This is a genomic window from Kaistia dalseonensis (genome assembly GCF_030814715.1).
GTDB classification, from domain to species: domain Bacteria; phylum Pseudomonadota; class Alphaproteobacteria; order Rhizobiales; family Kaistiaceae; genus Kaistia; species Kaistia dalseonensis.
In genome coordinates, this window is the sequence record NZ_JAUSVO010000007.1 from 123,586 (window position 1) to 148,404 (window position 24,819).

The 24,819-nt window shown below is 65.3% G+C and carries 21 protein-coding genes and 1 riboswitch; of the genes, 11 read left to right on the top strand and 10 right to left on the bottom strand.

Going from position 1 to position 24,819, the window contains the following annotated elements; genetic code table 11:
- Nucleotides 1-83 precede the first annotated feature (83 nt).
- From QO014_RS22330 to thrC, 3 genes are read right to left on the bottom strand one after another with little or no spacing between them, the layout of a single operon-like run.
- Nucleotides 84-671 (bottom strand): GNAT family N-acetyltransferase, encoded by a 588-nt coding sequence (locus QO014_RS22330; protein WP_266350974.1) that lies wholly within the window; start codon nt 669-671, stop codon nt 84-86.
- Nucleotides 672-698: 27 nt separating this feature from the next.
- Nucleotides 699-1,973, bottom strand: coding sequence for a M16 family metallopeptidase (locus QO014_RS22335; RefSeq protein WP_266350975.1), 1,275 nt, complete (start codon nt 1,971-1,973; stop codon nt 699-701).
- 25 nt (nt 1,974-1,998) lie between these two features.
- On the bottom strand, nt 1,999-3,411 hold the full coding sequence (thrC, locus tag QO014_RS22340) for a threonine synthase (RefSeq protein WP_266350976.1): 1,413 nt from the start codon (nt 3,409-3,411) through the stop codon (nt 1,999-2,001).
- Nucleotides 3,412-3,573: 162 nt separating this feature from the next.
- Here thrC and QO014_RS22345 point away from each other — a divergent pair, with 162 nt between their 5' ends.
- The 5 genes from QO014_RS22345 (at nt 3,574) to gcvPB (ending at nt 9,235) form a co-directional block, all read left to right on the top strand.
- Nucleotides 3,574-4,212 carry a hypothetical protein gene (locus QO014_RS22345; protein ID WP_266350977.1) on the top strand — a complete coding sequence of 213 codons (639 nt, stop codon included), beginning with the start codon at nt 3,574-3,576 and terminating at the stop codon, nt 4,210-4,212.
- Between the two features lie 203 nt (nt 4,213-4,415).
- A riboswitch (glycine riboswitch) is annotated at nt 4,416-4,525 on the top strand.
- A 55-nt stretch (nt 4,526-4,580) separates the two neighbouring features.
- Nucleotides 4,581-5,732 carry a glycine cleavage system aminomethyltransferase GcvT gene (gene gcvT, locus QO014_RS22350; RefSeq protein ID WP_266350978.1) on the top strand — a complete coding sequence of 384 codons (1,152 nt, stop codon included), beginning with the start codon at nt 4,581-4,583 and terminating at the stop codon, nt 5,730-5,732.
- A 32-nt stretch (nt 5,733-5,764) separates the two neighbouring features.
- Complete coding sequence (gene gcvH / locus QO014_RS22355; protein ID WP_266350979.1) at nt 5,765-6,136, top strand: glycine cleavage system protein GcvH; 372 nt, start codon at nt 5,765-5,767, stop codon at nt 6,134-6,136.
- A gap of 187 nt (nt 6,137-6,323) precedes the next feature.
- Nucleotides 6,324-7,664, top strand: a complete 1,341-nt coding sequence (gcvPA, locus tag QO014_RS22360) for an aminomethyl-transferring glycine dehydrogenase subunit GcvPA (protein ID WP_266350980.1) — start codon at nt 6,324-6,326, stop codon at nt 7,662-7,664.
- On the top strand, nt 7,664-9,235 hold the full coding sequence (gene gcvPB, locus QO014_RS22365; RefSeq protein WP_370877195.1) for an aminomethyl-transferring glycine dehydrogenase subunit GcvPB: 1,572 nt from the start codon (nt 7,664-7,666) through the stop codon (nt 9,233-9,235). Before gcvPA ends, gcvPB begins: the two co-directional genes overlap by 1 nt.
- Before the next feature lie 205 nt (nt 9,236-9,440).
- Here gcvPB and QO014_RS22370 read toward each other — a convergent pair whose 3' ends face one another.
- The 3 genes from QO014_RS22370 to QO014_RS22380 all read right to left on the bottom strand — a co-directional run bounded on the left by QO014_RS22370 (nt 9,441) and on the right by QO014_RS22380 (nt 12,116).
- Nucleotides 9,441-9,866: a DUF1284 domain-containing protein gene (locus QO014_RS22370; protein ID WP_266350981.1), complete on the bottom strand. Its 426-nt coding sequence runs from the start codon at nt 9,864-9,866 to the stop codon at nt 9,441-9,443.
- A 16-nt stretch (nt 9,867-9,882) separates the two neighbouring features.
- Complete coding sequence (locus QO014_RS22375) at nt 9,883-10,563, bottom strand: HAD family hydrolase (protein ID WP_266350982.1); 681 nt, start codon at nt 10,561-10,563, stop codon at nt 9,883-9,885.
- A gap of 107 nt (nt 10,564-10,670) precedes the next feature.
- Nucleotides 10,671-12,116 (bottom strand): VWA domain-containing protein, encoded by a 1,446-nt coding sequence (locus tag QO014_RS22380; RefSeq protein ID WP_266350983.1) that lies wholly within the window; start codon nt 12,114-12,116, stop codon nt 10,671-10,673.
- Between the two features lie 205 nt (nt 12,117-12,321).
- Between QO014_RS22380 and QO014_RS22385 the strand changes: the two genes are divergently transcribed.
- The gene (locus QO014_RS22385; RefSeq protein ID WP_266350984.1) at nt 12,322-13,446 is read left to right on the top strand and encodes a site-specific DNA-methyltransferase; all 1,125 of its coding nucleotides are present in this window, start codon (nt 12,322-12,324) and stop codon (nt 13,444-13,446) included.
- 180 nt (nt 13,447-13,626) lie between these two features.
- Here QO014_RS22385 and QO014_RS22390 read toward each other — a convergent pair whose 3' ends face one another.
- Nucleotides 13,627-13,824 carry a DUF2735 domain-containing protein gene (locus QO014_RS22390; RefSeq protein ID WP_266350985.1) on the bottom strand — a complete coding sequence of 66 codons (198 nt, stop codon included), beginning with the start codon at nt 13,822-13,824 and terminating at the stop codon, nt 13,627-13,629.
- A gap of 509 nt (nt 13,825-14,333) precedes the next feature.
- Here QO014_RS22390 and QO014_RS22395 point away from each other — a divergent pair.
- On the top strand, nt 14,334-15,380 hold the full coding sequence (locus tag QO014_RS22395; protein WP_266350986.1) for a glutamine synthetase beta-grasp domain-containing protein: 1,047 nt from the start codon (nt 14,334-14,336) through the stop codon (nt 15,378-15,380).
- 95 nt (nt 15,381-15,475) lie between these two features.
- On the opposite strand, the gene QO014_RS22400 is transcribed toward QO014_RS22395, so the two are convergent.
- A complete protein-coding gene (locus QO014_RS22400; RefSeq protein ID WP_266350987.1) occupies nt 15,476-16,090 on the bottom strand; it encodes an HAD family hydrolase in 615 nt (204 codons plus the stop codon).
- A 289-nt stretch (nt 16,091-16,379) separates the two neighbouring features.
- Between QO014_RS22400 and QO014_RS22405 the strand changes: the two genes are divergently transcribed.
- Nucleotides 16,380-18,980 (top strand): NHL repeat-containing protein, encoded by a 2,601-nt coding sequence (locus QO014_RS22405; RefSeq protein ID WP_266350988.1) that lies wholly within the window; start codon nt 16,380-16,382, stop codon nt 18,978-18,980.
- 34 nt (nt 18,981-19,014) lie between these two features.
- Here the strand turns inward: QO014_RS22405 and mutY are convergent, their stop codons facing one another.
- Nucleotides 19,015-20,091: an A/G-specific adenine glycosylase gene (gene mutY, locus QO014_RS22410; protein ID WP_266350989.1), complete on the bottom strand. Its 1,077-nt coding sequence runs from the start codon at nt 20,089-20,091 to the stop codon at nt 19,015-19,017.
- Between the two features lie 325 nt (nt 20,092-20,416).
- Here mutY and QO014_RS22415 point away from each other — a divergent pair, with 325 nt between their 5' ends.
- Nucleotides 20,417-21,892 (top strand): pyruvate kinase, encoded by a 1,476-nt coding sequence (locus tag QO014_RS22415; RefSeq protein ID WP_266350990.1) that lies wholly within the window; start codon nt 20,417-20,419, stop codon nt 21,890-21,892.
- Between the two features lie 18 nt (nt 21,893-21,910).
- Here the strand turns inward: QO014_RS22415 and QO014_RS22420 are convergent, their stop codons facing one another.
- On the bottom strand, nt 21,911-22,849 hold the full coding sequence (locus tag QO014_RS22420; RefSeq protein ID WP_266350991.1) for a LysR family transcriptional regulator: 939 nt from the start codon (nt 22,847-22,849) through the stop codon (nt 21,911-21,913).
- 113 nt (nt 22,850-22,962) lie between these two features.
- Between QO014_RS22420 and QO014_RS22425 the strand changes: the two genes are divergently transcribed.
- Nucleotides 22,963-23,679 carry an SDR family oxidoreductase gene (locus QO014_RS22425; RefSeq protein ID WP_266350992.1) on the top strand — a complete coding sequence of 239 codons (717 nt, stop codon included), beginning with the start codon at nt 22,963-22,965 and terminating at the stop codon, nt 23,677-23,679.
- A 132-nt stretch (nt 23,680-23,811) separates the two neighbouring features.
- Nucleotides 23,812-24,717: a polyphosphate kinase 2 gene (gene ppk2, locus QO014_RS22430; protein ID WP_266350993.1), complete on the top strand. Its 906-nt coding sequence runs from the start codon at nt 23,812-23,814 to the stop codon at nt 24,715-24,717.
- Nucleotides 24,718-24,819 lie beyond the last annotated feature (102 nt).

Here is a 24,819-nt window from a genome sequence, read left to right on the forward strand (position 1 = left end):
CCAGTCCAAGGGTTTTTCGCCCCGGTAATGAGTGTGATCGCCCGCGCGGCAATTGGCGGGCCGTGGAAATCGTATATCTCGCTTCAGGGCCGTGGATCGTCGCTGACGATGGCGAAGAGCAGGTGATCCTGCCAGCGTCCCTCGATGCAGAGATAACGACGAGCATAGCCCTCGCGTGTAAATCCGGCTTTTTCGAGAAGGCGGATGGAAGCGGCGTTGTGCGGCAGGCAGGCCGCTTCCAGTCGGTGCAGCCGCAACGTCTCGAACACGAACGGCATGATCGCTTTGACGGCCGCGCCCATCAGGCCCTGGCCGGCATAAGGCGCGCCCATCCAATAGCCGAGCGAGCAGGATTGCGTGACGCCGCGCACGATGTGGGAGAGCGTCAAGCCGCCGACCAGCGTCAGCCCCTCAGCCTTGAAGACGAGGAAGGGATAGCCCGTCGCCTCGTGCATTTCACGCTGATAGCGCCGGAGACGACGCCTGTAAGCGGGGCGCGTCAGGTCATCGGACGGCCAGATCGGCTCCCAGGGCATCAGGAAATTCCGGCTCTCCTCGCGCAGGCTGGACCAGGCCGGATAGTCGGCCATGGTCGGCGCGCGCAGGATGACCTTTTCGCCGGCAATGATCGGTGCCGGGTGGAAGGGCACGACCGATCTCAGGAATTCCATCGTCGCGCCCAGCCCCGTATCCAATCGTCAGGCCTCGACCGGAGATCCGAGCCGCGCGGCGATGCGGTCTCGGCTGGCCAGCTTGTCGATCGGCCCGATGGCCGCGACGGTCGGTGCGCTTCCCGTGAACAGGGTTTGGGCGAGGTTGCGGACGCGCTCGACACTGACGTCGTCGATGCGGGCGACGAGTTCGTCGACCGGAATCGGCCGGCCAAACAAGAGCATCTGCCGCGCGAGTTGGCCCGCGCGTGCGGCGGGGCTTTCGAGACTCATGAGCAGGCTGGCCCGCATCTGCGCCCGGGCGCGCCCGAGCTCGGCCTCGGTGAGGTCCTGGCTGGACCGCTCGAGCTCCCCGAGCAGAACCGGCATCAGCTTGTCGATGTCATCCGCGCCGGTCGCCGCATGGATGCCGAAAATGCCGGTATCGGCGAAGCTCCAGTGGAAGGCATAGATCGAGTAGCAGAGCCCGCGCTTTTCCCGCACTTCCTGGAAGAGACGCGATGACATGCCGCCGCCGAGCAGCGAGGCGAGGATCTGCACGGCATGGAAGTCCTCGGAGGCGTAGGGGAGCCCCTCGAAGCCCAGCAGAATCTGCGCCTCCATCAGCTTGCGCTTTTCGCGCATGTCGCCGCCGCGATAGAGCGCCTTGGCGGGCTCCGGCAGTGGGCTGGAGGGCAGGCTCGCGAAATGCTCCTCGGCATAGCGCACGATCGCCTGATGGTCGACGGCGCCAGCGGCCGACAAGACCATCGACGGCCCGTGATAATGGCGATCCAGATAGGAGGAGAGGTTCGCCGAACTCGTCCGGCGCACGGTCTCTGCCGTGCCGAGGATGGTGCGGCCGAGGGCCTGTTCCGGGAAGGCGCTCTCGACGAAGAAGTCGAAGACGCGATCTTCGGGCGTGTCGAGTGAGGCGCCGATTTCCTGCACGATCACATGCTGCTCGCGCGCCAGCTCCTCGGCATCGAAGGCCGAATTGCACAGGATATCGCCCAGAATATCGACGGCGAGTTCCGCGTCATTCTTGAGGATTCGCGCATAATAGGACGTCGTCTCGACGCTGGTCGCGGCATTGACTTCACCACCGACGGCCTCGATCTCCTCGGCAATGTCGGTCGCCGAGCGTCGGGCGGTCCCCTTGAACGCCATATGCTCGAGCAGATGCGAGATGCCGTGCTCCTCGGGCTGTTCAAGCCGTGAGCCTGCACCGACCCAGATACCGAGCGCGGCGCTCTCGAGATGAGCCATCTCGTGGGTCGCGACCGTAAGGCCCGACGGTAGCGTCGTCACCTGAACTGTCATGCCCGTGCAACCGCGCAATGGACCATCATGTCTCCACCCTTTCACCGACGGCACGGGCGCGCGCTTCGACGAAGCGGGCGATGGCGCCGATATCATTGGGGAGGACCGAAAAACGCTCCTCCTTCGCCATGAGATCGCCGAGCCAGACGGGCAGGGCGGGCCGAACACCAGTTGCCGCCTCGACGGCGGCCGGGAATTTCGCGGGGTGCGCCGTCGAAAGCGTCACCATCGGCGTCGCCGAGTCGCCTTGGCGCGCCGCAACGGACAGCGCTACGGCCGTATGCGGATCGGCCAGATAGCCGGCCTCTGCCAGCATCTGCCGCATGGTCTCGGCCGTCTCCGCCTCGCTGGTCCGGCCGGCCGCAAATTCCTCCCGGATTGCGCCGAGGGCTGCCGCCGGAATCGTGAACGCACCGGATTGGCCGAGCCCGTCCATCAGGCGGCGGATCGCCTCACCATCCCGTCCGGTCGCGTCGAAGAGCAGCCGCTCGAAGTTCGAGGAGACTTGGATGTCCATCGACGGCGACTGCGTCGGGACGACGCCTGTCGTCTCATAGCGGCCGCTTTCGAGTGCGCGCGCCAGGATGTCGTTGGTGTTGGTGGCGATGATCAGCTTGTCGATCGGCAGGCCGATCTTCTTGGCGACATAGCCGGCGAACACATCGCCGAAATTGCCGGTCGGCACCGTGAACGAAATCTTGCGCGCCGGAGCGCCGAGCGAAAGCGCCGCGCTCACGTAATAGACGACCTGTGCGACGATCCGCGCCCAATTGATCGAGTTGACGCCGGAAAGCGCCACCCGGTCGCGGAACCGATGATCGTTGAAAAGTCCCTTCACGATCGCCTGGCAGTCGTCGAATGTGCCTTCGACGGCCACGGCATGGACGTTTGCGTCGGCAGCGGTCGTCATCTGCCGCTGCTGCACCGGCGAGACGCGGCCCTTGGGGAAGAGAATGAAGACATCGGTCGAAGCGCGGCCGCGAAAGGCTTCGATCGCCGCGCCGCCCGTATCGCCCGACGTGGCACCGACAATCGTCGCGCGCCGGCCATGCTTCGACAGCACATGGTCCATCAGCCGCGCGAGCAACTGCATCGCGACATCCTTGAACGCGAGCGTCGGGCCGTGGAAGAGTTCGAGGATGAAGGCGTTCGGACCGGTCTGCACGAGCGGCGCCACGGCCGGATGCCGGAAGGTGGCATAAGCCTCCGAACACATCCGGGCGAGATCGGCATCCGCGATCTCGCCGTCCACGAAGGGGCGGATCACCGTAAAGGCAATCTCGTCATAGGGCTTGCCAGCCAATGCGGATAGATCGGTCGGCGAAAAGGATGGCCATGTCTCCGGCACGTAGAGACCGCCGTCGCGCGCCAGTCCGGCCAGGAGAACATCGGAGAAGCCGAGCGCAGGAGCTAGGCCGCGCGTGCTCACATATTTCACGGAAGAGACGCCCTCCACATGACGGCTTTCCTGTGGCAAGCCATCTAAATCATACCCTATCTTCGCGCGCTTCGGTGGGCAAGCAGGGTGCTCGGCCACTAAGTCGCCAAAGATCGAATGGACTGTTATAGAGAACGCGCTCCAGCGTCGAGGATTATCGGGATGCTTCGTTCGACTGCCCGTGGCGTGGCTCAGCTCCGCCGCCTTACGATTTTTGTGTCCGTCGCGGGCTTGTCCGCGCTGCTTTCTGCCTGCATGGGCATGGGCGGTGAAAACACGTCTCCCGCGGCAACCGTCACCGCGCCAGATGGGCTCCAGACCACCAAGGACGGTTCCATCATCCTGAACGCGCAGAATTTCGGCAAGGTTGCCGACGTCGACTGTCCGCCCCTGATGATCCGTCCCGGCACCGAGGCTCTGGTCGTGCATCAGGCGCCGCAACGGACGGATCAGGCAACCGGCACGCAGCCGGCGGTCATCTACCAGGCGTCGATCGTCAATACGGCGCGCGAATGCCGGCAGGGCACCAATGGCGTCATCGTCAAGGTCGGCGTGCAGGGCCGCGTTGTCGGCGGCCCGGCGGCCAAGGCCGGCACGATCAACCTGCCGCTGCGCGTGGTCGTGATGCAGGGCACCGACAAGGTGTTGAAGTCGGAGCTGAACAAGGTTGCGGTCAACCTGCAGGCGCCTGATTTCAGTGGCGATTTCATCAAGGTCGATGACGGGATCGAGGTGCCGGTTTCGCCCGGCAATACCGATTTCCGCATCTATATCGGCTTCGACGACAGCAAGAAGGGCTAAAGCGCCGCATCGTCCGGGCGATTGACTCGGCCGATGCCGTCCTTACAGTGATTTCAGATCGGATCATCGTCGCGATCCGATCGAGTCGGCGGCTTCAAACCGCAGGCTGAACGACCGCCGGGAGAGATCGGCGAGGTGATGAGCCTCGACGGCGCCGAAGGAGCAACCGCCCCGGAAACTCTCAGGCTCATGGACCGGACGGTCGGCGACGCTCTGGAAAGCAGCCCTTCAGTGGGCTCACCGAAGGAGCAGCCATGCGTGTCGTTGAGACAGGCATGGGAAATCTCTCAGGTTCTCGGACAGAGGGGGCGCGGAAAGGCCGGTTTCGGCCTCGCCGTGCTTTGTAACCCCTGACGAGGAACCGGTGCATGGCTGACGCCCCCGATTCGGAAATTCTGCTCGAGACGCCGCTTGCGGCGCTGCATCGCGAGCTTGGTGCGCGCATGGTGCCCTTTGCGGGCTATTCCATGCCGGTCCAGTATCCCACAGGCATCCTGGCCGAGCACAACTGGACCCGCGAGCATGCCGGCCTCTTCGATGTCTCGCATATGGGGCAGGCCTTTCTCATCGGCCCCGATCACGCCACGACCGCGCGGGCGCTCGAGGCATTGACGCCGGGCGATTTCCAATCGCTCGGGCTCGGCCGCGTCCGCTACACGCTGCTGACCACGCCGGAAGGCGGCATCATCGACGACCTGATGGTGACGCGCCCGCTCGATCCCGCCGAGGACGGCACGCTCTATCTGGTCGTCAATGCCGGTCGCAAGACGATCGACTATGCTCACATTGCGGCGAACCTGCCCGCAGGCGTGCGTCTCGAAATCGCCGATGATCGCGCGCTGGTCGCGCTGCAGGGGCCGGAGGCGGCGGCGGTCATGGCGCGGCATTGCCCGATGGCCGCCGGCATGGGCTTCATGACGGCGACGAATGCCGCGTTCGACGCGATCGACTGCGCGATCAGCCGCTCCGGCTATACGGGCGAGGATGGCTACGAGATTTCCGTGAAGGCGGATCATGCCGAGGCATTGGTGCGCGCGCTGCTCGCCGAGCCCGAGGTCGCGCCGATCGGTCTCGGCGCCCGCGATTCGCTCCGTCTGGAAGCAGGCCTCTGCCTTTATGGCCATGACATTGACGAGGCGACGACGCCGGCCGAAGCCGATCTGGGCTTTGCCGTCGCGAAGCGCCGCCGGACCGAGGGCGGCTTCCCCGGTGCCGATCGCATCCTGGCCGAATTCGCCGATGGTGCCCCGCGTCTTCGCGTCGGCATTCGCCCTGACGGCAAGGCGCCGGCCCGCGAGGGCACCGCGATCCGCGATGCCGCCGGCGTGACGATTGGCATCATCACCTCCGGCGGCTTCGGCCCGACTGTGGGTGGTCCGATAGCCATGGGCTATGTGGCCGCCGATTCGGCTCTCCCTGGAACCGCCGTTACGCTCGTCGTCCGCGGCAAGGATCTAGCTGCGACGGTTCAGCCCCTGCCGTTCGTGCCGCACCGCTATTTCCGCAAATCTGCATCCTGACCCTCAACCATTGCCTTCGGGAAAAACCTGACATGACCACCTATTTCACCAAGGATCATGAGTGGATCCGCATCGACGGCGATCTCGCGACCGTCGGCATAACCGACTACGCGCAGTCGCAGCTCGGCGACGTCGTCTATTGCGAGCTGCCCGAGGTGGGCGCGACGCTGACCAAGGGCGGCGAAGCGGCCGTCGTCGAATCCGTCAAGGCGGCGAGCGACGTCTTCTCGCCGGTTTCCGGCGTGGTGCAGGAGGTGAACGCGGCGCTGACCGACGAGCCGGCCAAGATCAACGAGGCGCCCGAGAGCGACGGCTGGTTCTTCAAGATCGTGCTCAGCGACAGCGGCGAACTTGCCGAGCTGTTCGACGAAGCGGCTTACAAGGCGTTCGTCGAGGCGCTGTAGGCGGGCTGACCCATCTCGCGCTCCAACCAACTCGAGAGCGTCATGCCCGGGGCTTGTCTCGGGCAATCTTCGTCTTTCTCGCGCTTGGCCGCACAGGCCGGGCGCTTGAAGCAGGGCGCGGACGGCCGGGACAAACCCGGCCATGACGAACCGGTTGGAACGCCGACACCGGACCAAGGACCAATCAATGCGCTTCCTCCCCCATTCCGATACTGACAGGCAGGCGATGCTGGCGAGCATCGGCGTTGCCTCGGTCGATGATCTCTTCACCGACATTCCGGCCGACCTTCGTGTCCATGGTCTCGACCTGCCCAAGGCTGCGAGCGAGATTTCCGTCGAGCGGACGCTGGGGCGGCTTGCGGCCAGGAACATGCCCGCCTCATCGGTGCCGTTCTTCGTCGGCGCCGGGGCCTACAAGCATCATGTGCCCGCCACGGTCGATCATCTGATCCAGCGTTCGGAATTCCTGACCTCCTACACGCCCTATCAGCCGGAAATCACCCAGGGCACGCTGCAGGTCCTGTTCGAGTTCCAGACGCAGGTGGCGCATCTGACGGGCATGGATGTCGCCAACGCCTCCATGTATGACGGCTCGACCGCGACGGCCGAGGCCGTGCTGATGGCGCATCGCGTCACCAAGCGGAAGAAGGCGATCCTCTCCGGCGGCCTGCATCCCCATTATCGCGCTGTGGTGGAATCGCTCTCGGACATGGCGGGCGATGTCGTCGCCGCACTGCCGGCCGATCCGACCTCGACGGAAGACATCCTCGCCACCATCGACAAGGACACATCCTGTGTCGTTGTGCAGAGCCCGTCCGTCTATGGCCATCTCATCGACCTGGCGCCGATCGCCGCCAAGGCGCATGAGGTCGGTGCGCTGCTCGTGGCCGTTGTCACGGAAATCGTCTCGCTCGGCCTCGTCGAATCGCCCGGCGCGCAAGGGGCCGACATCGTCGTCGGCGAAGGCCAGTCGATCGGCAATCCGCTGACCTTCGGCGGCCCCTATGTCGGCCTGTTTGCGACCCGCCAGAAATATGTCCGCCAGATGCCGGGCCGCCTCTGTGGCGAGACCGTCGACGCCGAGGGCCGCCGTGGCTTCGTGCTGACCCTCTCGACCCGCGAGCAGCACATCCGTCGCGACAAGGCGACGTCGAACATCTGCACCAATTCAGGCCTCTGCGCGCTCGCCTTCACCATTCATATGACGCTCCTGGGCGAGGCTGGCCTGGTCCGGCTGGCGCGCATCAACCATGCGAATGCCGTGAGGCTGGCTGATTCACTCTCCGAGCTTCCGGGCGTAAGCCTGTTGAATGACTCGTTCTTCAACGAGTTCACGCTGCGCCTACCGGGCGATGCGGCGGCGATCGTCGAGGGACTGGCGGCCAAGGGCGTTCTCGCCGGTGTTCCTGTCTCCCGGCTCGAACCGGGCAAGCCGGAACTCGCCAATCTGCTCATCGTCGCCTCGACCGAAGTGAACACGGATGAAGACCGCGCCGCCCTGGTCGCGGCGCTGAGGGAGGTGCTGTGATGGCCATGAACACCCAAGGCCGCCCGACGGCGCCCACCACGCCCGAGACCTCGGCTCCCGAGACCTTCACGGGTAACCGCGCGCTTCAGATCGAGGAGGCGCTGCTGTTCGAGATCGGGCGGAACGATGTGACCGGCGTCGATTTCGACGATCCGGCGCCGTTCACCGAGCGCCTCGGCAAGCATGCGCGCAAGAGCTCGATCGATCTGCCGGGCCTCTCCGAGCCGGAGGCGATGCGCCATTATGTGCGCTTGAGCCAGAAGAACTATTCGATCGACAGCGGGCTCTATCCGCTCGGCTCCTGCACGATGAAGCACAATCCGCGCATCAACGAGAAGATGGCGCGCTTGCCCGGCCTCGGCGACATTCATCCGCTGCAGCCGCTTTCGACCGTGCAGGGCGCCGTCGAGCTGATGGCCGAGCTTGGCCGCTGGCTGCTCGAAATGACTGGCATGACCTCGGTGGCGCTCTCGCCCAAGGCCGGTGCGCATGGCGAGCTCTGCGGCATGATGGCGATCAAGGCCGCCGTCCGCGCCAAGGGCGAGAACCGCAACATCGTGCTGGTGCCGGAATCGGCGCATGGCACTAATCCGGCGACGGCGGCGGCGATCGGCTTCAAGGTTGTCACCGTTCCCGCGCGCCCCGATGGCACGGTCGATCCCGAGGCGGTCAAGGCTCTGCTCTCGCCCGAAGTCGCGGCGATCATGCTGACCAATCCGAATACGTGCGGCCTGTTCGAGCGCGACGTGGTCGAGATCGCGGCAGCCGTGCATGCGGCCGGCGCTTTCTTCTACTGCGATGGCGCCAATTTCAACGCGATCGTCGGCAAGGCCAAGGTCGGCGAGCTCGGCGTCGACGCGATGCATATCAACCTGCACAAGACCTTCTCGACCCCGCATGGCGGCGGTGGACCCGGCGCCGGTCCGGTGGTGTTCTCCGAGCGGCTTTCGGCCTTTGCACCGCTGCCTTTCATCCGTGTCGAGGCCGATGGTCCCGTGCTGGTCGAGAATGAAAGCGAGCTTCAGGCCGGCGAGACACCGTTCGGCCGCATGGTCGCTTTCCACGGCCAGATGGGCATGTTCGTCCGCGCGCTCTCCTACATGCTGTCGCATGGCGCCGACGGGCTCCAGCAGGCCTCGGAAGACGCCGTGCTGAATGCGAACTATGTCCGTGCCGGCCTGCGCGACCTGATGAGCCAGCCCTCGGGCGACCGCACCTGCATGCATGAGGTGCTGTTCGACGATACGTTCCTCGATGGGACGGGCGTGACGACGCTCGATTTCGCCAAGGCGATGATCGACGAGGGCTATCATCCGATGACGATGTATTTCCCGCTCGTCGTCCACGGCGCGATGCTGATCGAGCCGACGGAATCGGAATCGAAGGCCTCGCTCGACCTCTTCGTGGCGACGCTGCGCGATCTCGTGATGAAGGCGAAGTCGGGCGACGTCGAGCGCTTCCATCAGGCTCCGCTCTATGCGCCGCGCCGGAGGCTGGACGAGACGCGGGCCGCGCGTTCGCCGAAGCTCAAATGGGAGAAGCCGGAGCCCTGGTCGGAAGCGGCGGAGTAGGGGAGCGCGCGTTCGGCCGCTTTTCAGGTTCGGCGTCTCCGTTTCACATCCGTCATCCCCGCGAAAGCGGGGATCCATTCAGCACAACTTTGCGAGCTATTCACGTCACGGCTGCATGGATCCCGGGTCTCAGCTTCGCTTCGCCCGGGATGACGGAAATGGGTGTGGGTAGGGTTGTCGCGTTCCAGGCTGATAACCATGATGGTCATTTCGCCGTCAGCCGCACGCCCTCGAAGCCACCATCCGCGATCCTGTCGCAGAGCGTGATCCATTGGCAGCCGCCGCATCCTGTCCGCGTCGTGCCGGCTGCGAAGGCGTCGCGCATCCGCTTGAGTAGTGCAATGTCAAGCGAGAGGCTTGCCCCGGCCGATAGCGTTTGATGCAGCAGGCGGGATATTACGGTCGCCGCTGCCGCATCCCGTTCGATCACGCTCTCATTGTGGCAATGCGTATCGGCGGCGTCGACGACCGGCTGGCAGATATCGTCCGGCCCATCGACCATGACGATGTCCTCGCCTGCGCCGAGGCGAAGGGCGATGGCGTCATAATTGGTGCAGAAATCGGCGGTGTAGCCCTTGCCGACATAAGTCAGCATGCAGAGCAGGTGATGCGCGCGAAGACGGACCGTCACGAGCGCAGTCCCCGCGTCAGATGTCGACCCCGTCCCAGGCTGCGAGCGCCTCGATCACGGCGGGAAGGTCAGACATGCGGTTGATGACCGTTTCCGCGCCGGCGGCGGTCAGCGCGTCGGCATGGCCGGGCCAGGAGTGGGAGCCGCCGGTGAAGCCGACAACGCGCATGCCGGCCGCCTTGGCGCCGTGAATGCCATGCGTCGAATCCTCGATCACGACGCATTGGCGCGGATCGACGTCGAATTCTGCCGCACCGTGCAGGAACACGTCGGGTGCCGGCTTCGGCCGCTTGTCGCGCACGGCCACCGCCGAGAAGACATAGGGGCGAAACCGGTCATAGAGCTTCGTATGCGTCAGGGAGATCCTGAGCCGCTCGGGGGAAGAGTTCGAGCAGATGCAGCGCGGATAGTCGAGCCGGTCGAGCATCTCCTGGACACCGGGAATGATGTTGAGCTCGGTGCCGAGGCGGCGGTCGAGTTCCTTGTCGGTCTCGGTGTGAAAGTTCTCCGGCAGCGAGCGGCCCATATCGGCTTCGATCAGCTTGGCGATCCGATCCCAGGTCAGCCCGGCGAAGCGATGCGACATCTCTTCGATCGAAATGTCGTAGCCGATCGCGGAGAGACGCTCGCTGTCGACGCGCGAAGCCAGAATTTCGGAATCGACGAGCACACCGTCGCAGTCGAAGATGACGAGCATTGGAAAGGTCCGGTCGTGTTGATTTTGGCGCTATCTAGCAGATCGATCCGGGCCTGTCTTGGCTGGATCATGCAAGGCAGCTCCGCATTCGGGGCCGCCTGCCGGTGTCACTGGACCGTCAGCGGTATGGCGGCAAAGATCGCGGCGCCATCACCTGCGATATAGCGCAGCTCATATTGGCCGGGCTGCTGCGGGACGGCGATACTGACCTGGCCGCGATCAGGACGAACGCGCGCATTGGTGAGCCAATCCGCCGGCGCCGAGCCGGCCTTCGCCACGGCAATGTCGTCGAACCGGGCGGCGGGGCCAGTCCATTCGACCGCGATGCGGCTTCCGGCGGTTGCCGTCGCGGGCGCCCTGAGTGTGGCGGATGGCGGATCGACGGTGATGCGTGCGCTGGCGCCGATCTGGTCGTCGGCCGCCTGATGATAGCGGATTTCGTAAGTGCCGGCCTGGATCGGCGCATCGAACAGGATCGGCTGGCCGCTCTTGTTCACGGTTGCAGACGCGATCTTGGTCGTTCCGAGGCCATCGACAGGAACGATCTGCAATTCGTCGAAAGGCGCCGCCGGACCCGACCAACTGACGGAGAGCGGCGCGCCGGCCGCGATATGGTCGGGGGCCATGACGCTCACCGGCTTCGTCGTCACCTCCAGGGTGCGCGAGGACAGCACGGCGTTCAGTTCGGGATGATAATAGCGGATCTCATAGGTTCCCGCTTCGGACGGCGAAATGAGCTGGCGGTGCTTGCCGTCCTTGGCGACCAGCACGCTACGGATCTCCGATCCGGCCGGCAGGCCGGGCCAGACGATCTGGATCCGGTCACCCTTCGACTTCGGGCCATCATAGCCAACCTCGAACACGGTCGACTGCGTGACGGTCGCGGGGGCATCGATCGATGCGGATGGCAGGTTGGGCGGTGGCGCCTTGGCGCTCGCCAATGCCGCGGCGAGACCGCCGGCGAGGTCGGTACTGTCCTTGACGTTGACGAATTTGCCGCCGGTCTTCTCGGCGATGCAGGCGACAGCGGGAATCTCGCTGTCATCGAGACCGAGGCCCATCACCTCGATCGTGAGGTCGCGCGCCCGGCTCTTCAGCGACTGCGCCAAAACGCACGGATCGGCGTCGCAGGCCTCCACCTTGTCGACGAAGAGCACGATCGTTGCGCGCTCCTTCTGATAGTCGAGCGCGTTGGCGGCCCGTTCGAGAGCGACGGCGAGCGGCGCCTTGCCGCGTGGCTGCAGCGAAGCGGCGGCTGCGGCGACGAGGTCATTGCCGTTCTGCTGGGGCCTGACCAGGACTTCCGCATCTGAACAGCTTGTCTTGCTCTTGTTGCCGAAGGCGAGCAGGCCGATCCGCGCTTCAGTCGGGAAATCAGCGACAGCCGCCAGCACCGCATCGGACACGAGGTCGATCTTGCGATCGCGTCCGAGCTTGCCGCCCATCGAGGCGGAAGCGTCGAGAACCAGCATCGCGTCATCGGCCATGGCGGGCGCGGCGATGGCGAGGCCGATGAAGGCGGCGAGAACGGGCGTAAGCAGACGGGAGATCATACGGGCCTCAAGGGACGGGGCCCGGCCGCGGGCCATTTCGAATCGGACAATAGCGGAAGAGATTCGGCGAAACGATGTCTTTGGAGACCTCTGCCTACAAGCCGTGTTGGGCGGCAAGGTTTGATTAACCATGCTTCCTAACGCGGTCTTCACCCTGTTCGCTAACCATAGCGATGAAAGCGTATCGCGTTGGGGAGTTCGGGGAATGAAGTCAGTCGCACGGGATAAGGTCGCGCTCGACGAGCGGGCGATCTGGCTCGACACGATCATCAAGGGCGACTGTGTTGCTGCGCTGGAGCGGCTTCCTTCGGCGTCCGTTGATCTCGTCTTCGCCGATCCGCCCTATAATCTGCAGCTCGAAGGTGGGCTCACCCGTCCGGATCAGTCGGTCGTCGATGCGGTCGACGATGCATGGGACAAGTTTGCGAGCTTCGAGGCCTATGACGCCTTCACGCGGGCCTGGCTGCTGGCGGTGCGCCGTGTGCTCAAGCCCGATGGCGCCCTCTGGGTGATCGGCTCCTATCACAACATCTTCCGCGTCGGCACGATGCTGCAGGATCTCGGCTTCTGGCTCCTGAACGACATCGTCTGGCGCAAGACGAACCCGATGCCGAATTTTCGTGGCAAGCGCTTCACCAATGCGCACGAGACCATGATCTGGGCTTCGCGTAACCAGAACTCCCGCTACACCTTCAATTACGAGGCGATGAAGGCGTTCAACGACGACGTCCAGATGCGGTCCGACTGGCTGCTGCCGATCTGCACAGGCGGCGAAAGGCTGAAGGATGGCGACGGGCACAAGATCCATCCGACGCAGAAGCCGGAGGCGCTGCTCGCCCGCGTCATGCTCGCTTCGTCGAAGCCAGGCGACGTGATCCTCGATCCCTTCTTCGGGTCCGGCACGACCGGTGCCGTCGCCAAGCGGCTCGGCCGTCATTTCGTCGGCGTCGAGCGGGAGCAGGCCTATATCGATGCTGCGACCGCACGGATCGCCGCGGTCGAGACCGCGCCAGCGGCCGCGCTCGAACTCCTGAAGGGCAAGCGTGCCGAACCGCGCATTCCCTTCGGCACCTTGCTGGAGATGGGGCTGATCGTTCCCGGCGCCGTCCTGACCGATGCCCGCGGCCGCCATCAGGCGCGCGTGCGGGCCGACGCCTCGCTCGAGGCCGGCAATCTCGTCGGATCGATTCACCGCGTCGGTGCGCTGGTGCAGGGCTTCGATGCCTGCAATGGCTGGACGTTCTGGCACGTCCATCACAATGGCAAGCTGACGTCGATCGATGATCTGAGGAAGATTGTTCGTGACGAACTGGCGGCTGCCGGCGGCTAGCCCTCATCACAAAGCGTGCGCTTAACGAGGCGCCGCCATCGATCCGGCTGCACGGCGATCAATGTCGCTGATCGTGGCCGGATCCTGCTTGTGGCACACCCGTCGCCTTGAGGGACGGATGGTCGTCAGGTCGCATAACCCGCAGCGCGGATCAGCAGCAGCGTTGGATGCCTGAGAGCTTCAGCTCTTGACGGGCTTGGCGTCCTGCTGGACGGCTTCTTCGTGATACCAGCTTCCGAAGTCGGCATAGGACGCGTAGGGCAGCTCGAGATCGAGGTTCGCGGCCAGCCGGGTGTCCGCCGAGCGGCGGCCGCCGATCGTGCGAACGCGAGGAAATTCGTAGATCTTGGCCGACTCCCTCTGGTGGTTCGTGTTCATGGTTTTGCTCCGTGTTTTGACGCGCAGAAACGCGTCAGGTGGAACAATCATATAGCATGTGAAGCGCACGCTTTGAACGAGTCGCCTACTAAAAAAGCAGCAATTGACTATACTATGTGCAGACGCGCTTTTGTGGCCGCGTCTGACACGACCAGAGCGGGCAATTTGGTGCCTGCGACGATTTCTGCACGCCCGCGTGGCGTCATCGCGCTCTTGCCAAAAAATGAGGCGCCTCGGTCGCGCCACCGAGCACCTGGCATAAGCCGATATTGGTGAGGCGGCAGCGGGATTTCCACGATATCCGCCTCGAACCGCGCTCGCCAAACGCTCACGGCGCATCTCGTGGCGTGCTTGGCGCCGGCACGGCATCCCGCATCTCAGGCCCGCGTCGGCGCCGACCGGTCGTCCGGATTGGCATGCTACGTGCTTGTTGGACGTCAGCCGTTGGCGGCATTAACAGACCCAGGACCTTCTCACGCCTTGCGTCATCAGCCCATGAGAGACCTTCTATGACCAAGTATAAGCTCGAGTACATTTGGCTCGACGGATACACGCCCGTCCCCAATCTGCGTGGCAAGACGCAGATCAAGGAATTTGCCGAATTTCCGACGCTCGACCAGCTGCCGCTCTGGGGCTTCGACGGAAGCTCGACCATGCAGGCCGAGGGCCGTAGCTCGGATTGCGTCCTGAAGCCGGTCGCCGTCTATCCCGACCCTGCCCGCATCAACGGCGCGCTCGTCATGTGCGAAGTCATGATGCCCGATGGCGTCACGCCGCACCCGTCCAACAAGCGCGCGACGATCCTCGACGACGAGGGCACCTGGTTCGGCTTCGAGCAGGAGTATTTCTTCTACAAGGATGGCCGTCCGCTCGGCTTCCCGTCGTCGGGCTATCCCGCGCCGCAGGGTCCGTACTACACCGGCGTCGGCTATTCCAACGTTGGCGACGTCGCCCGCGAGATCGTCGAGAAGCACCTTGAGCTTTGCCTCGAGGCCGGCATCAACCATGAAGGCATCAACGCGGAAGTCGCGAAGGGCCAGTGGGAATTCCAGATTTTCGGCAAGGGCTCCAAGAAGGCGGCCGACGAGATCTGGATGGCCCGCTACCTGCTGCAGCGCCTGACCGAGAAGTATGGCATCGACATCGAGTTCCACTGCAAGCCGCTCGGCGACACGGACTGGAACGGCTCGGGCATGCACGCCAATTTCTCGACCAAGTACATGCGCGAAGTCGGCGGCAAGGCGTATTTCGAGGCCCTGATGGCGGCGTTCGACAAGAACCTGCTCGACCATATCGCCGTCTATGGCCCGGACAACGACAAGCGCCTGACCGGCAAGCACGAGACCGCACCGTGGAACAAGTTCAGCTACGGCGTGGCTGACCGTGGTGCCTCGATCCGCGTCCCGCACTCGTTCATCAAGAACGACTACAAGGGCTATCTCGAGGATCGCCGCCCGAATTCGCAAGGCGACCCCTACCAGATCGCTTCGCAGATCCTGAAGACGATCTCGGAAGTGCCGCTGAGCGGCGAGGAGACGGCCAAGGCCGTCGCCTGATCCAGTTCGGTTGAAATGATTACGGCGCGGACCGCAAGGTCCGCGCCGTTTTCGTTGGCAGATCATCCTGCCGGTCGCACGTCAGCCGATGCTGACTAGCCGAGCTTCACGCCATAGCGCGCGAGATCCGCGCGCATCGTTTCGGCGTCGACGAATTGCTCCGCGTTCCAGCCGGCCTTGCGCGCAGCCTCGATATTGACCGGCATGTCATCGAAGAACAGCGTTGCCGCCGGGTCGAGATCGAACGACCGGGCGTGATGATCGTAGATCGCGATATCCGGCTTCACGAGCTTGATGCGGGCAGACACGGTCACACCCCGGAACGTATCGAGATAGGGGAATCGCGCCACCGCTTCGGCAAAGGTGTCTTCGGCGAAATTGGTGAGAGCGGTTACATCATGGCCGTTCTCGATCAGCTGATCGAGCACGATGACGGTCTCGTCGATCGGCCCGGGGATCATGTCGTGCCAATCCTTGCGCCAGGCTCGGATCAGTGTCTCGTGCTCGGGATGGGCCGCGATCGCCTCGGCCTCTGCCTCTTCCCAGCTGCGGCCGCGGTCCTGCTCCAGGTTCCATTCATGCGTCAGCACGTTGGCGAGGAAGGCTTTGCGGGCCGCCTCGTCGGGGATGAGACGCGTGTAGAGCAGTTCCGGCTGCCAGCGGATCAGCACGTTGCCGATATCGAAGACGATGTGCCGGATTTCGGCCATGGCGTGTTTCCTTGGTTTTTCAGGGAGGATGAAGGGCCGTTTTATCGGCTCTCGCATGCACTTGCACGGTTCTTTCAATTTGTGATGACAGTCACTGATGGGGCCGCGCGTCAGGCCCATAGTCTCCCGACCCTCGAACCGGATCGTCCGGCCGCGATGGGTAGAATGGTCGCCTCGTGCCTTGGTGAGCGGCCCCTTTGGACAAGTGGCCGCGACCCTCGCCCTGGACGACGATCCGGGAGGGATGATGATGCAGGCTCAAATCGTCGCGGACGAGACGCCGCGAGGGATGCTTCTGTCACGATTTCGGTGGTGGTGGTCGGCGCGTCTCGCCCTGGCCTCGATTTTCGGCCTGCTGGTCGCGGCAGGCGGGGCCTCGGCGCAACAAGCCATTGTCGGATCGCGTTCGGCGGTGGTGACGGGCTTTTCCGGCTTTCTCCAAGGTCCGGCGCCGGAGGGAGCTGACCCGCTCGATTATCTCGCCATCGCGCCGGACGGGCCATCGGCGCGCATCGTCGATCTCTCCGCGCTGGGTGCGTTCGGCACGCTTTCGAACGCTCCGAAGACCTTCACCGCGACCGCCGCCGAGGTGGGCCAGGTCTTCGGCGTCGCGCTCGACGACGCGCCCGCCCCGACGATCTATCTCGCCGCGAGTTCGGCTTACGGGCTGGCAATCGGCACGGTCGATGCCGGTGGCGCGATCAAGCGCGAGCATGTCGGCGCTGTCGGTGCCCGCTTCCTTCCCGGCTTGTTCGGGCCCGTGGAGCAGGGCGGCGGGCCAGGCTCGATCTGGCGCGTCGACGGGACGACGGGGCGGATTTCGCTCTTCGCCAATATAAGCGACGCCTCTGTCTCGGCGCTGGGCGGACTCGCCTTCGACGGGAGGAGCCGCCAGCTCTTCGCCGCGGACCGGGCGAGCGGCCTGATCCATCGCTTCAGCCTCGATGGGACCGACCGCGGCACCTTCGACCATGGTACGGAAGGTCGGGCCGCCGCCGGTCTGCCGCCCGTTCCGCTGTCGCCGATCGCGATCAATATCGAGGACCCGGCCTTCGACACCGAGCAGCCTGCATCATGGGGCTATGCCGATCCCGAACGGCTGATCTTCGGGCTCGCTGTCCATCAAGAGCGCCTCTATTACGCGGTCGCCGCCGGGCCGGAGATCTGGTCGATCGGGATCGGAGCCGATGGCGCCTTTGCAGGTGACCCGCGCCTCGAAGTCGAGGTGCCGACGCTGCGATCCGGCATCGAGATCGCGTCGATCGCCTTTGACGGCCAGGGGCTGCTCTACGCGGCCGAGCGCGCGCCGCCTACAGGCGCCTATGATTTCAAGAGCCTGACCGAGGGCGGCGACAGTCGCGTCCTGCGCTTCCGTCCGAAAACCCGTCCCGATGCAAATCCGGGTCTTTGGGTGCCGGAGCCCGATCAATACGCGATCGGCCTGACGCCGGACCTCCATAATGCCGATGGTGGTGTTGCTCTCGGCTATGGCTACGACAATCAGGGCCGGCTTCGGCCGGATGCCTGCGCTGCAACGGTCTGGTCGACCGGCGAGCGCCTGCTCGGCGACGGGCCTGGGATCGATCCGATCGACGGCCTGCAGGGCAACGCGATTCGCCTTGTCGTTCCGGCCAATACCCCACCCATGCAGAGCTGGTTCGTCGACTATGACGACCGCCCCGGCGATCCCGCCTTCTCCGGCCATATGGGCGCGCTGGCGACGGTCCCGTGTGGGCCTGGCCTCCGCACCGAAACGCCGCCTCCGCCGCCCGTCATGATGCCGCCGCCGGTCGTCGCTTGCCCCGTCGGCACGATGTTGATCAATGGGGCGTGCCTGCTGCCCCCGCGCTGCCCGTCCGGAACGCGTTTCCGCGACGGCTACTGCGTGGCGGTCGGTTGCCCACCGAACATGATCCGTGAGCGTGGCGCCTGCGTTCCGCCGCCGCGCCTCTGCGACCGATACGAGACCTTCGTCAACGGTCGCTGCGTGCCCTGGGCTTGTCCGCGCGACATGGTGCGGACGCCGGACGGCTATTGTGGCTGCCCGCGCAACGAAATCTACCTCCGCGGCCGCTGCGTCCCGCCACGCCCGTGCCCGCCGGACATGGTCCAGACCCGCGATGGTCGCTGCTTGCCGCCGTCTTGCCCGGAATCCTTCATTCGCGATCGTGCCGGCCGCTGCATTCCGCCGCCCCGGCATTGCGATCGTCCCTTTGTGCAGGATAATCGGGGGCGCTGTGTCTGCCCGTCCAACATGGCGATGCAGAATGGTCGCTGCGTACCGCCGCCGCAGCAATGCCGGCGTCCGCTGATCCGGGATGACAATGGCCGTTGTGTCTGTCCGTCGAACCAGACGATGCAGAACGGTCGCTGCGTTCCGCCGCCGCGCGCCTGCAATCCGCCGCTGATCCGCGACAATAAGGGCCGCTGCGTCTGCCCCGAGGGCATGAACATGACCAAGGGCCGCTGCCGCCCGCCGGTCGTGATCGACTGCAAGCCCGGTTTCGTCGAGCGGGGAGGGCGCTGCGTTCCCATCGTCATTGAGCAGCCTGATCGGCCCGTGCGCCCGCGCTGCGATCAGGGCGAACGGCTGGTAAACGGGCGTTGCGTTCCTGTTGCCATTGACCAGCCGGATCGCCCCGTTCGGCCGCAATGCCGGGAAGGCGAACGGCTCGTGCGCGGACAGTGCGTCGAGGTCCAGGTGAGGCCGAAGCCCGAGCCGCAGGCGTGCCGCAAGGGCTTCGTGATGCAGAACGGACGCTGTGTACCGATCCGCATCCAGGAGGAGCAGAACGATCAGCCGGTTCGGCCGAACATCCAGTTGCAGGTGCCGAATCCCATGAAGATCATGCCGCAGATGCGCGAGGCTCCGCAGCAGGACCAGCAATAGGGCGTAGACGAAATGGCGGCCGGGCAACCGGCCGTCATTTTCGCTTGCGTGTCGCGCCGGGCCGGGCAGCCTCGATCGCCTTCTTCATCACGCTCGGCAATGCCTCATGCGGCACGTCGTCCGGCGCCGCCCACCAGCTTCCCGCGGGCGCCGGATGGGCGGCCGGCAGATCCGCCAGCCAGATGTCGAGCGTCAGGCGAAAATGGGTGAAGACGTGGATCACGGGATCGGTGACGCGGCGCCAATCGGCCTGGAAAGGCGCATCGGCGAGGATGCGGTCGCGATCGAAGCCGGGCGACCATGCTGTGCCCGGCACCTCGGTCATGCCGCCGAGCAAGCCGCGCTCGGGCCGGCGCTGCATCAAGATGGCGCCATCCGCGCGGATCGCCACAAAGGCCGCGCCGCCGCGCTCGGGCCGATCGGCCTTTTCACCGCGACGGGGATAGGCTTCCTCGACACCTGAGGCGTGGGCTGCGCAGGATTGATCCCAGGGGCAGAGCGAACAGGCCGGTCGCTTCGGCGTGCAGATCGTCGCGCCGAGATCCATCATGGCCTGCGCATAGTCGCCCGCGCGTTTCGCCGGTGTAAGCCTTGCCTGAAGGACGCGTATCTCCTTCTTGGCCGCCGGCAGGGGTGTCTCGACCTTGAAGACGCGCGCCAGCACACGCTCGACATTGCCGTCGACCACGGCTGCCGGCTCGTCATAGGCGATGGCGGCGATGGCTGCGGCCGTATAGTCGCCAATGCCGGGCAGATCGCGCAGCGCAGCGGCGCTACCCGGAAAGCGCCCGCCATGATCGCGCATCACCGCATCGGCGCAGGCCTTCAGATTGCGCGCGCGCGAATAATAGCCCAGTCCGGCCCAGGCCTTCATGACATCCTCGACCGGCGCCGCCGCGAGATCGGCGACGGTAGGCCAGAGAGACAGGAAGGCCTCGAAATAGGGCTTCACCGCCGTGACCGTGGTCTGCTGCAGCATGACCTCGGACAACCAGACGCGATAGGGATCGGGCCGGATGCCCGCCCGCCGCTCGGCCGGCCCGACACGCCATGGCAGTCGCCGCGCGTGGCGATCATACCAGTCGAGCAACAAATCAGCAGAGGGTGACAATGATCGGGCTCCGAAGGTCGCTGGCCGAATGAACGGAATCGCTCGGGCGAGAAGCGAGATATGGCAGCGCGAAGTCGGGCTGTGAATGGATCACGGGCATGATCGTCAAAAGACCGCATTGTCACGATTTGGCCAGCCCGGTCTTTCCCAATCAACACCGTGCAGCGTTGGAAGACCGGCCCGCCGACAAGCCTTCGTCGCGACGGCCGTGATCGTCGATCCGCTGGCGCCCTCCAATTGATCCAGCGCATGGCGTCGGGGGCCAGCGTCATTCAGATGCAACGCGGCTGGCCTATGTGTCAGGGGCATCAAGCGTGAGGCGGGCATGACTGAGCACAATCTGATCGAGCTCAAAGCGGATGTAGAGACGCTGGCCGCCACGGTGCGCGCCGAAGGCGAGACCATTGCGGCGGCCTGGGCACCATGGATCGAGCGCCCCGAATTCAAGGCGAGCGCCGCCAATCTCGCGGACTATCTGGCCCTCCGCCGCCGCGACATCCGGCCCTTGCAGCGCCGGTTGATGGCGCATGGCCTCTCCTCTCTCGGGCGCCTGGAGAGCCGCGTGCAGCCGACCCTCAATGCGGTGCTGGCGGCACTCGACGCCTTCACCGACGCCGCGCCGCGCCGCCCGCTGCCGTCCGAAGCCGAGTTCTTCGATGGTGAGCACAGGCTCGCTGAGCGGACGACGGAAATTCTCGGCCCTGTCTCGCAGACCCGCGCCGTTCATCTCCTGATCACCTGTCCGCCGGAAGCGGCCGAGGGGCCGGAATTCATGCGCCGTCTGGCGCGCATGGGCGTCGAGGCCGTGCGCATCAACTGCGCCCATGACGACGCCGCAGCCTGGGGCCGGATGATCGGCTATGCCAGGGAAGCGAGTGCTGCGACGGGGCGTCCGATCAAGATCCTGATGGATCTCGCCGGCCCCAAGATCCGCACCGGCCTGATCAGGCCCGTGGACGGCCACCGCCGCGTGGGCGTGGACGATCTGTTCGCGATCGCCATTCCCGGCCAGCTCGACAAGGCCGATGAGGGGCTGATCGCCGTGGAATGCACGCTGCCGCAGGCGCTGATGGCGGCCAAGCCCGGCGAGCGCATCTTCGTCGACGATGGCAAGCTCGCGACGGTCGTCGAAAGCGTGTCGCCCTGGGGCGTGACGGTTCGTGTCACGACCTCGCCGGACGAGGATGGCTACAAGCTCAAGGAAGAGAAGGGCGTCAATTTCCCCGACACGCATTTCTCGATCCCGGCCTTGACCGAGAAAGACATCGTCGATCTCGCCTTCATCGCGGAACATGCCGACGGCATCGAGTTCTCCTTTGTCCAGTCGGAAGAGGATGTCGCCGCGCTGCACCGCGCGCTGGAGCGCATCCGTCCCGACTGGCGCAAACTCTCCCTCATTCTCAAGATCGAGACGACGCGGGCCCTCGGCAACCTGCCGGATATTCTCGCCCGCGCGGCCGGACGCCAGCCGACCGCGATCATGATCGCGCGTGGCGATCTCGCCGTCGAAATCGGTTTCAGCCGTCTTGCCGAGATGCAGGAGGAACTGCTCTGGATCGGCGAGGCGGCGCAGGTCCCCGTGATCTGGGCGACGCAGGTGCTCGAGCATCTGATCAAGAAGGGTGTCCCGCTCCGTGGCGAGATGACCGATGCCGCCATGAGCGCGCGGGCCGAATGCGTGATGCTGAACAAGGGGCCGAACCTCTTCGCCGCCATCACCGAACTCGACACGCTGCTCTCGCGCATGAGCGAAAACCAATACAAGAAGGCGCCGCGCCTGCGCCGGCTGACGAGCTGGTAGCACGCACGATCGGGCCGATCATGGTCCGTGATGCATGCCCGGGTCATCCCAGGGCGCCACGGGCTGGAAGCGCGCGACCAGCGCGTCGACGACGACGCGGACCTTGAGCGGTAAGGCTCGCGGCGCCGGCCAGAGCGCGTGGATCGGCATCTCGTCGCTGGAAAAACCCGGCAGGACAGTTTCGATCGTACCCGCGCGCAAGGCGGTGGCGACGAGCCATCCGGGCAATCGGCCGATGCCGTGCCCGGCGAGCACCGCATCAGCGATCGCATCGCTCCGGTCGAAGGCGAGACGCCCGCGAACCGTGACATTCCGTGCCTTTCCGCTCGTATCGGTCAGCCGCCAGGGGGCGGACCCGCCGCGCGCCCGCTCCAGGATGAAGGCATGGCCGGCCAGATCCTCGATTCCCCCGGGTCGGCCATGCCGGTCGAGATAGGTCCGGGCGGCACAGAGGATGGTGGTCTGCGTGCCGAGCCGCCGCGCGATCAGCCCGGCCGCATCATCGAGCGCGCCGATCCGAACGCCGAGATCGATGCCTTCCGCCGTCAGATCGGCGACGCGGTTCGAGAAATTCACGTCGAATTCGAGGCCAGGATGTTGCGCCGACAATTCGAGCAGCAGGGGCACGACCCATTGTCGGCCGAACAGGACCGGCAGGTCGATCCGGACCAGCCCCGCCGGCTCGGCGCGTCGCGCTGCGAGCGAATCCTCGGCGGCATCGAGCTCCGCGAGGATGCGCAGGCAGCTTTCGCGAAAGCGCGCGCCTTCATCCGTCAGGCTCAGGCTGCGCGTGGTCCGGTTGAACAGGCGAACGGCGAGCCGCGCTTCCAGCCGCGCAATGCTCTTGCCGACGGCCGAACGCGTCAGGCCGAGCCGCGCCGCCGCCCGCGTGAAGCTGCCGGCCTCGGCCGTCTCGACGAAGGCGGCGATGCCCTCGAACCGCTCTCGATTGATCATGGCGTCGATGATTGGAGAAACTCAGTCCCGTGTAAAGCGCCGAGATCGCGCGATACGATCCACTCACGACCGATTAGGATCGGCGCCATCCTCGACGAGAGAAGGCCCATCCCATGTCATTCGAGAACAGAACAGTCGCGATCATCGGCGGTGGCTCGGGCTTCGGCTTTCGCGTGGCGACGCGAATCATTGCCGCTGGCGGCCATGTCGTGCTCGGTGGCCGTTCCGAGGCCAGGCTGCTGGATGCCGTGGCACGTCTCGGGCCGAGGGCGCGCGCGCAAACCGTCGATATCGAGCAGAAGGCATCGATCGCGGCATTCTTCGAGGTGATCGAGAGGGTCGACCATCTCTTCGTCCCGGCCGCGACCTATAAGGTCGGACCGATCGACACGCTTTCCGACGCGGATGCGGAGAGCCCGTTCCGCACCAAGTTCTGGGGTCAGTATCACGCGATCAAAGCGGCGCTGCCACGTTTCGCGCCCGATGGCTCGATCGTTCTGATGGCGGGGGCTGCCGGCGCGCGGCCGATCAAGGGCGCAGCCGCCTATGCCGCCGCCAACAGCGCGATCGAAGGGCTCGGCCGCGCGCTCGCGCTGGAGCTCGCGCCGATCCGCGTCAACACCGTCTCGCCCGGCACGATCGATGGCGATCTCTGGCGCAGCCGGCCGGATTCGGTCCGCGAGCCGGCCTTCGCGCTCTATAGCCAGCTCGCTGCGCTCGGCCGGCCGGGCACGGAGGACGAGGTGGCCGACACCGTGCTGTTCCTGATGCAGAACAGCTACATGACGGGCTCGACGCTCTATCCCGATGGTGGCTACGCGCTGCGGTGAGGCGGGGAGGGCGGCCGCGCCCCATCGCATGGATCGGCTGAAGCCGGCTAACGGCATGCGAAGCGCGTACTGTCACATCCTTGTAGCGAAACCCTGCTCCTCCTGTCGAAGCCGCCACAGGGGATGACGCCGATGTCCGAGACCGACCAGGATCAGCTTAGCCGGATCAAGGCTGAAATTGCCGACAGCTTCGACGAAGAGCTGGAAATGCAGCTGGAAGAAGACCGGCTCGACGAGCTGGTCGCCGAGGGCATGACGGAGCCGAGCCTCGACCGGAAGATCTATTTCCGCGAGCTGTTCCGCCTCCAGCACGAGCTCGTCCGCCTGCAGGATTGGGTGCAGTATCAGAAGCTCAAGGTGGTCGTGATCTTCGAGGGCCGCGATTCCGCCGGCAAGGGCGGCGCGATCAAGCGCGTCACCCAGCGGCTCAATCCCCGCGTCTGCCGCACCGTCGCCCTGCCGGCGCCGACCGAGCGCGAGCGCAGCCAGTGGTATTTCCAGCGCTACGTGCCCCATCTGCCGACCGGCGGCGAAATGGTCCTGTTCGATCGCAGCTGGTACAATCGCGCCGGCGTCGAGCGCGTGATGGGCTTCTGCACCAAGGAGGAACTCGACGAGTTTTTCCGTTCGGTGCCCGAATTCGAGCGCATGCTCGTGCGCTCCGGCATCATCCTGATCAAGTACTGGTTCTCCATCACCGATGAAGAGCAGGAATTCCGCTTCAAGATGCGCATCCATGATCCGCTGAAGCAGTGGAAGCTCTCGCCGATGGACATGGAGAGCCGTGTCCATTGGGAGGATTACACCAAGGCCAAGGAAGAGATGCTGGCCCGCACCCACACGGCCGACGCGCCCTGGTGGGTGGTGCAGGCGGTGGACAAGAAGAAGGCGCGGCTGAACTGCATCGCCCATCTGCTGGCCCAGATCCCCTATGGCGACGTGCCGAAGCCGGAGATCGAGCTGCCGAGCCGCGTGCGGCATGATGATTATGTCCGCACGCCCGTCCCGGCGGAGCTCTACGTGCCGGAGATCTTCTGAGGCTCGGCCCGCCGAGCCGCGATCATTGGCTGATCCCACGCGCGTTCCTCCTCGAACCCGTCCCTCAAAGGGGGCGGGTTCAGGGGAGCGCGAAGCCCAGCC

Coding starts and splice junctions, on each gene's coding strand:
- QO014_RS22330 (WP_266350974.1), bottom strand. CDS start 671: ATGGAATTCCTGAGATCGGTCGTGCCCTTCCACCCGGCACCGATCATT.
- QO014_RS22335 (WP_266350975.1), bottom strand. CDS start 1,973: ATGACAGTTCAGGTGACGACGCTACCGTCGGGCCTTACGGTCGCGACC.
- QO014_RS22345 (WP_266350977.1), top strand. CDS start 3,574: ATGCTTCGTTCGACTGCCCGTGGCGTGGCTCAGCTCCGCCGCCTTACG.
- gcvT (WP_266350978.1), top strand. CDS start 4,581: ATGGCTGACGCCCCCGATTCGGAAATTCTGCTCGAGACGCCGCTTGCG.
- gcvH (WP_266350979.1), top strand. CDS start 5,765: ATGACCACCTATTTCACCAAGGATCATGAGTGGATCCGCATCGACGGC.
- gcvPA (WP_266350980.1), top strand. CDS start 6,324: ATGCGCTTCCTCCCCCATTCCGATACTGACAGGCAGGCGATGCTGGCG.
- gcvPB (WP_370877195.1), top strand. CDS start 7,664: ATGGCCATGAACACCCAAGGCCGCCCGACGGCGCCCACCACGCCCGAG.
- QO014_RS22375 (WP_266350982.1), bottom strand. CDS start 10,563: ATGCTCGTCATCTTCGACTGCGACGGTGTGCTCGTCGATTCCGAAATT.
- QO014_RS22380 (WP_266350983.1), bottom strand. CDS start 12,116: ATGATCTCCCGTCTGCTTACGCCCGTTCTCGCCGCCTTCATCGGCCTC.
- QO014_RS22385 (WP_266350984.1), top strand. CDS start 12,322: ATGAAGTCAGTCGCACGGGATAAGGTCGCGCTCGACGAGCGGGCGATC.
- QO014_RS22390 (WP_266350985.1), bottom strand. CDS start 13,824: ATGAACACGAACCACCAGAGGGAGTCGGCCAAGATCTACGAATTTCCT.
- QO014_RS22395 (WP_266350986.1), top strand. CDS start 14,334: ATGACCAAGTATAAGCTCGAGTACATTTGGCTCGACGGATACACGCCC.
- QO014_RS22400 (WP_266350987.1), bottom strand. CDS start 16,090: ATGGCCGAAATCCGGCACATCGTCTTCGATATCGGCAACGTGCTGATC.
- QO014_RS22405 (WP_266350988.1), top strand. CDS start 16,380: ATGCTTCTGTCACGATTTCGGTGGTGGTGGTCGGCGCGTCTCGCCCTG.
- QO014_RS22415 (WP_266350990.1), top strand. CDS start 20,417: ATGACTGAGCACAATCTGATCGAGCTCAAAGCGGATGTAGAGACGCTG.
- QO014_RS22420 (WP_266350991.1), bottom strand. CDS start 22,849: ATGATCAATCGAGAGCGGTTCGAGGGCATCGCCGCCTTCGTCGAGACG.
- QO014_RS22425 (WP_266350992.1), top strand. CDS start 22,963: ATGTCATTCGAGAACAGAACAGTCGCGATCATCGGCGGTGGCTCGGGC.
- ppk2 (WP_266350993.1), top strand. CDS start 23,812: ATGTCCGAGACCGACCAGGATCAGCTTAGCCGGATCAAGGCTGAAATT.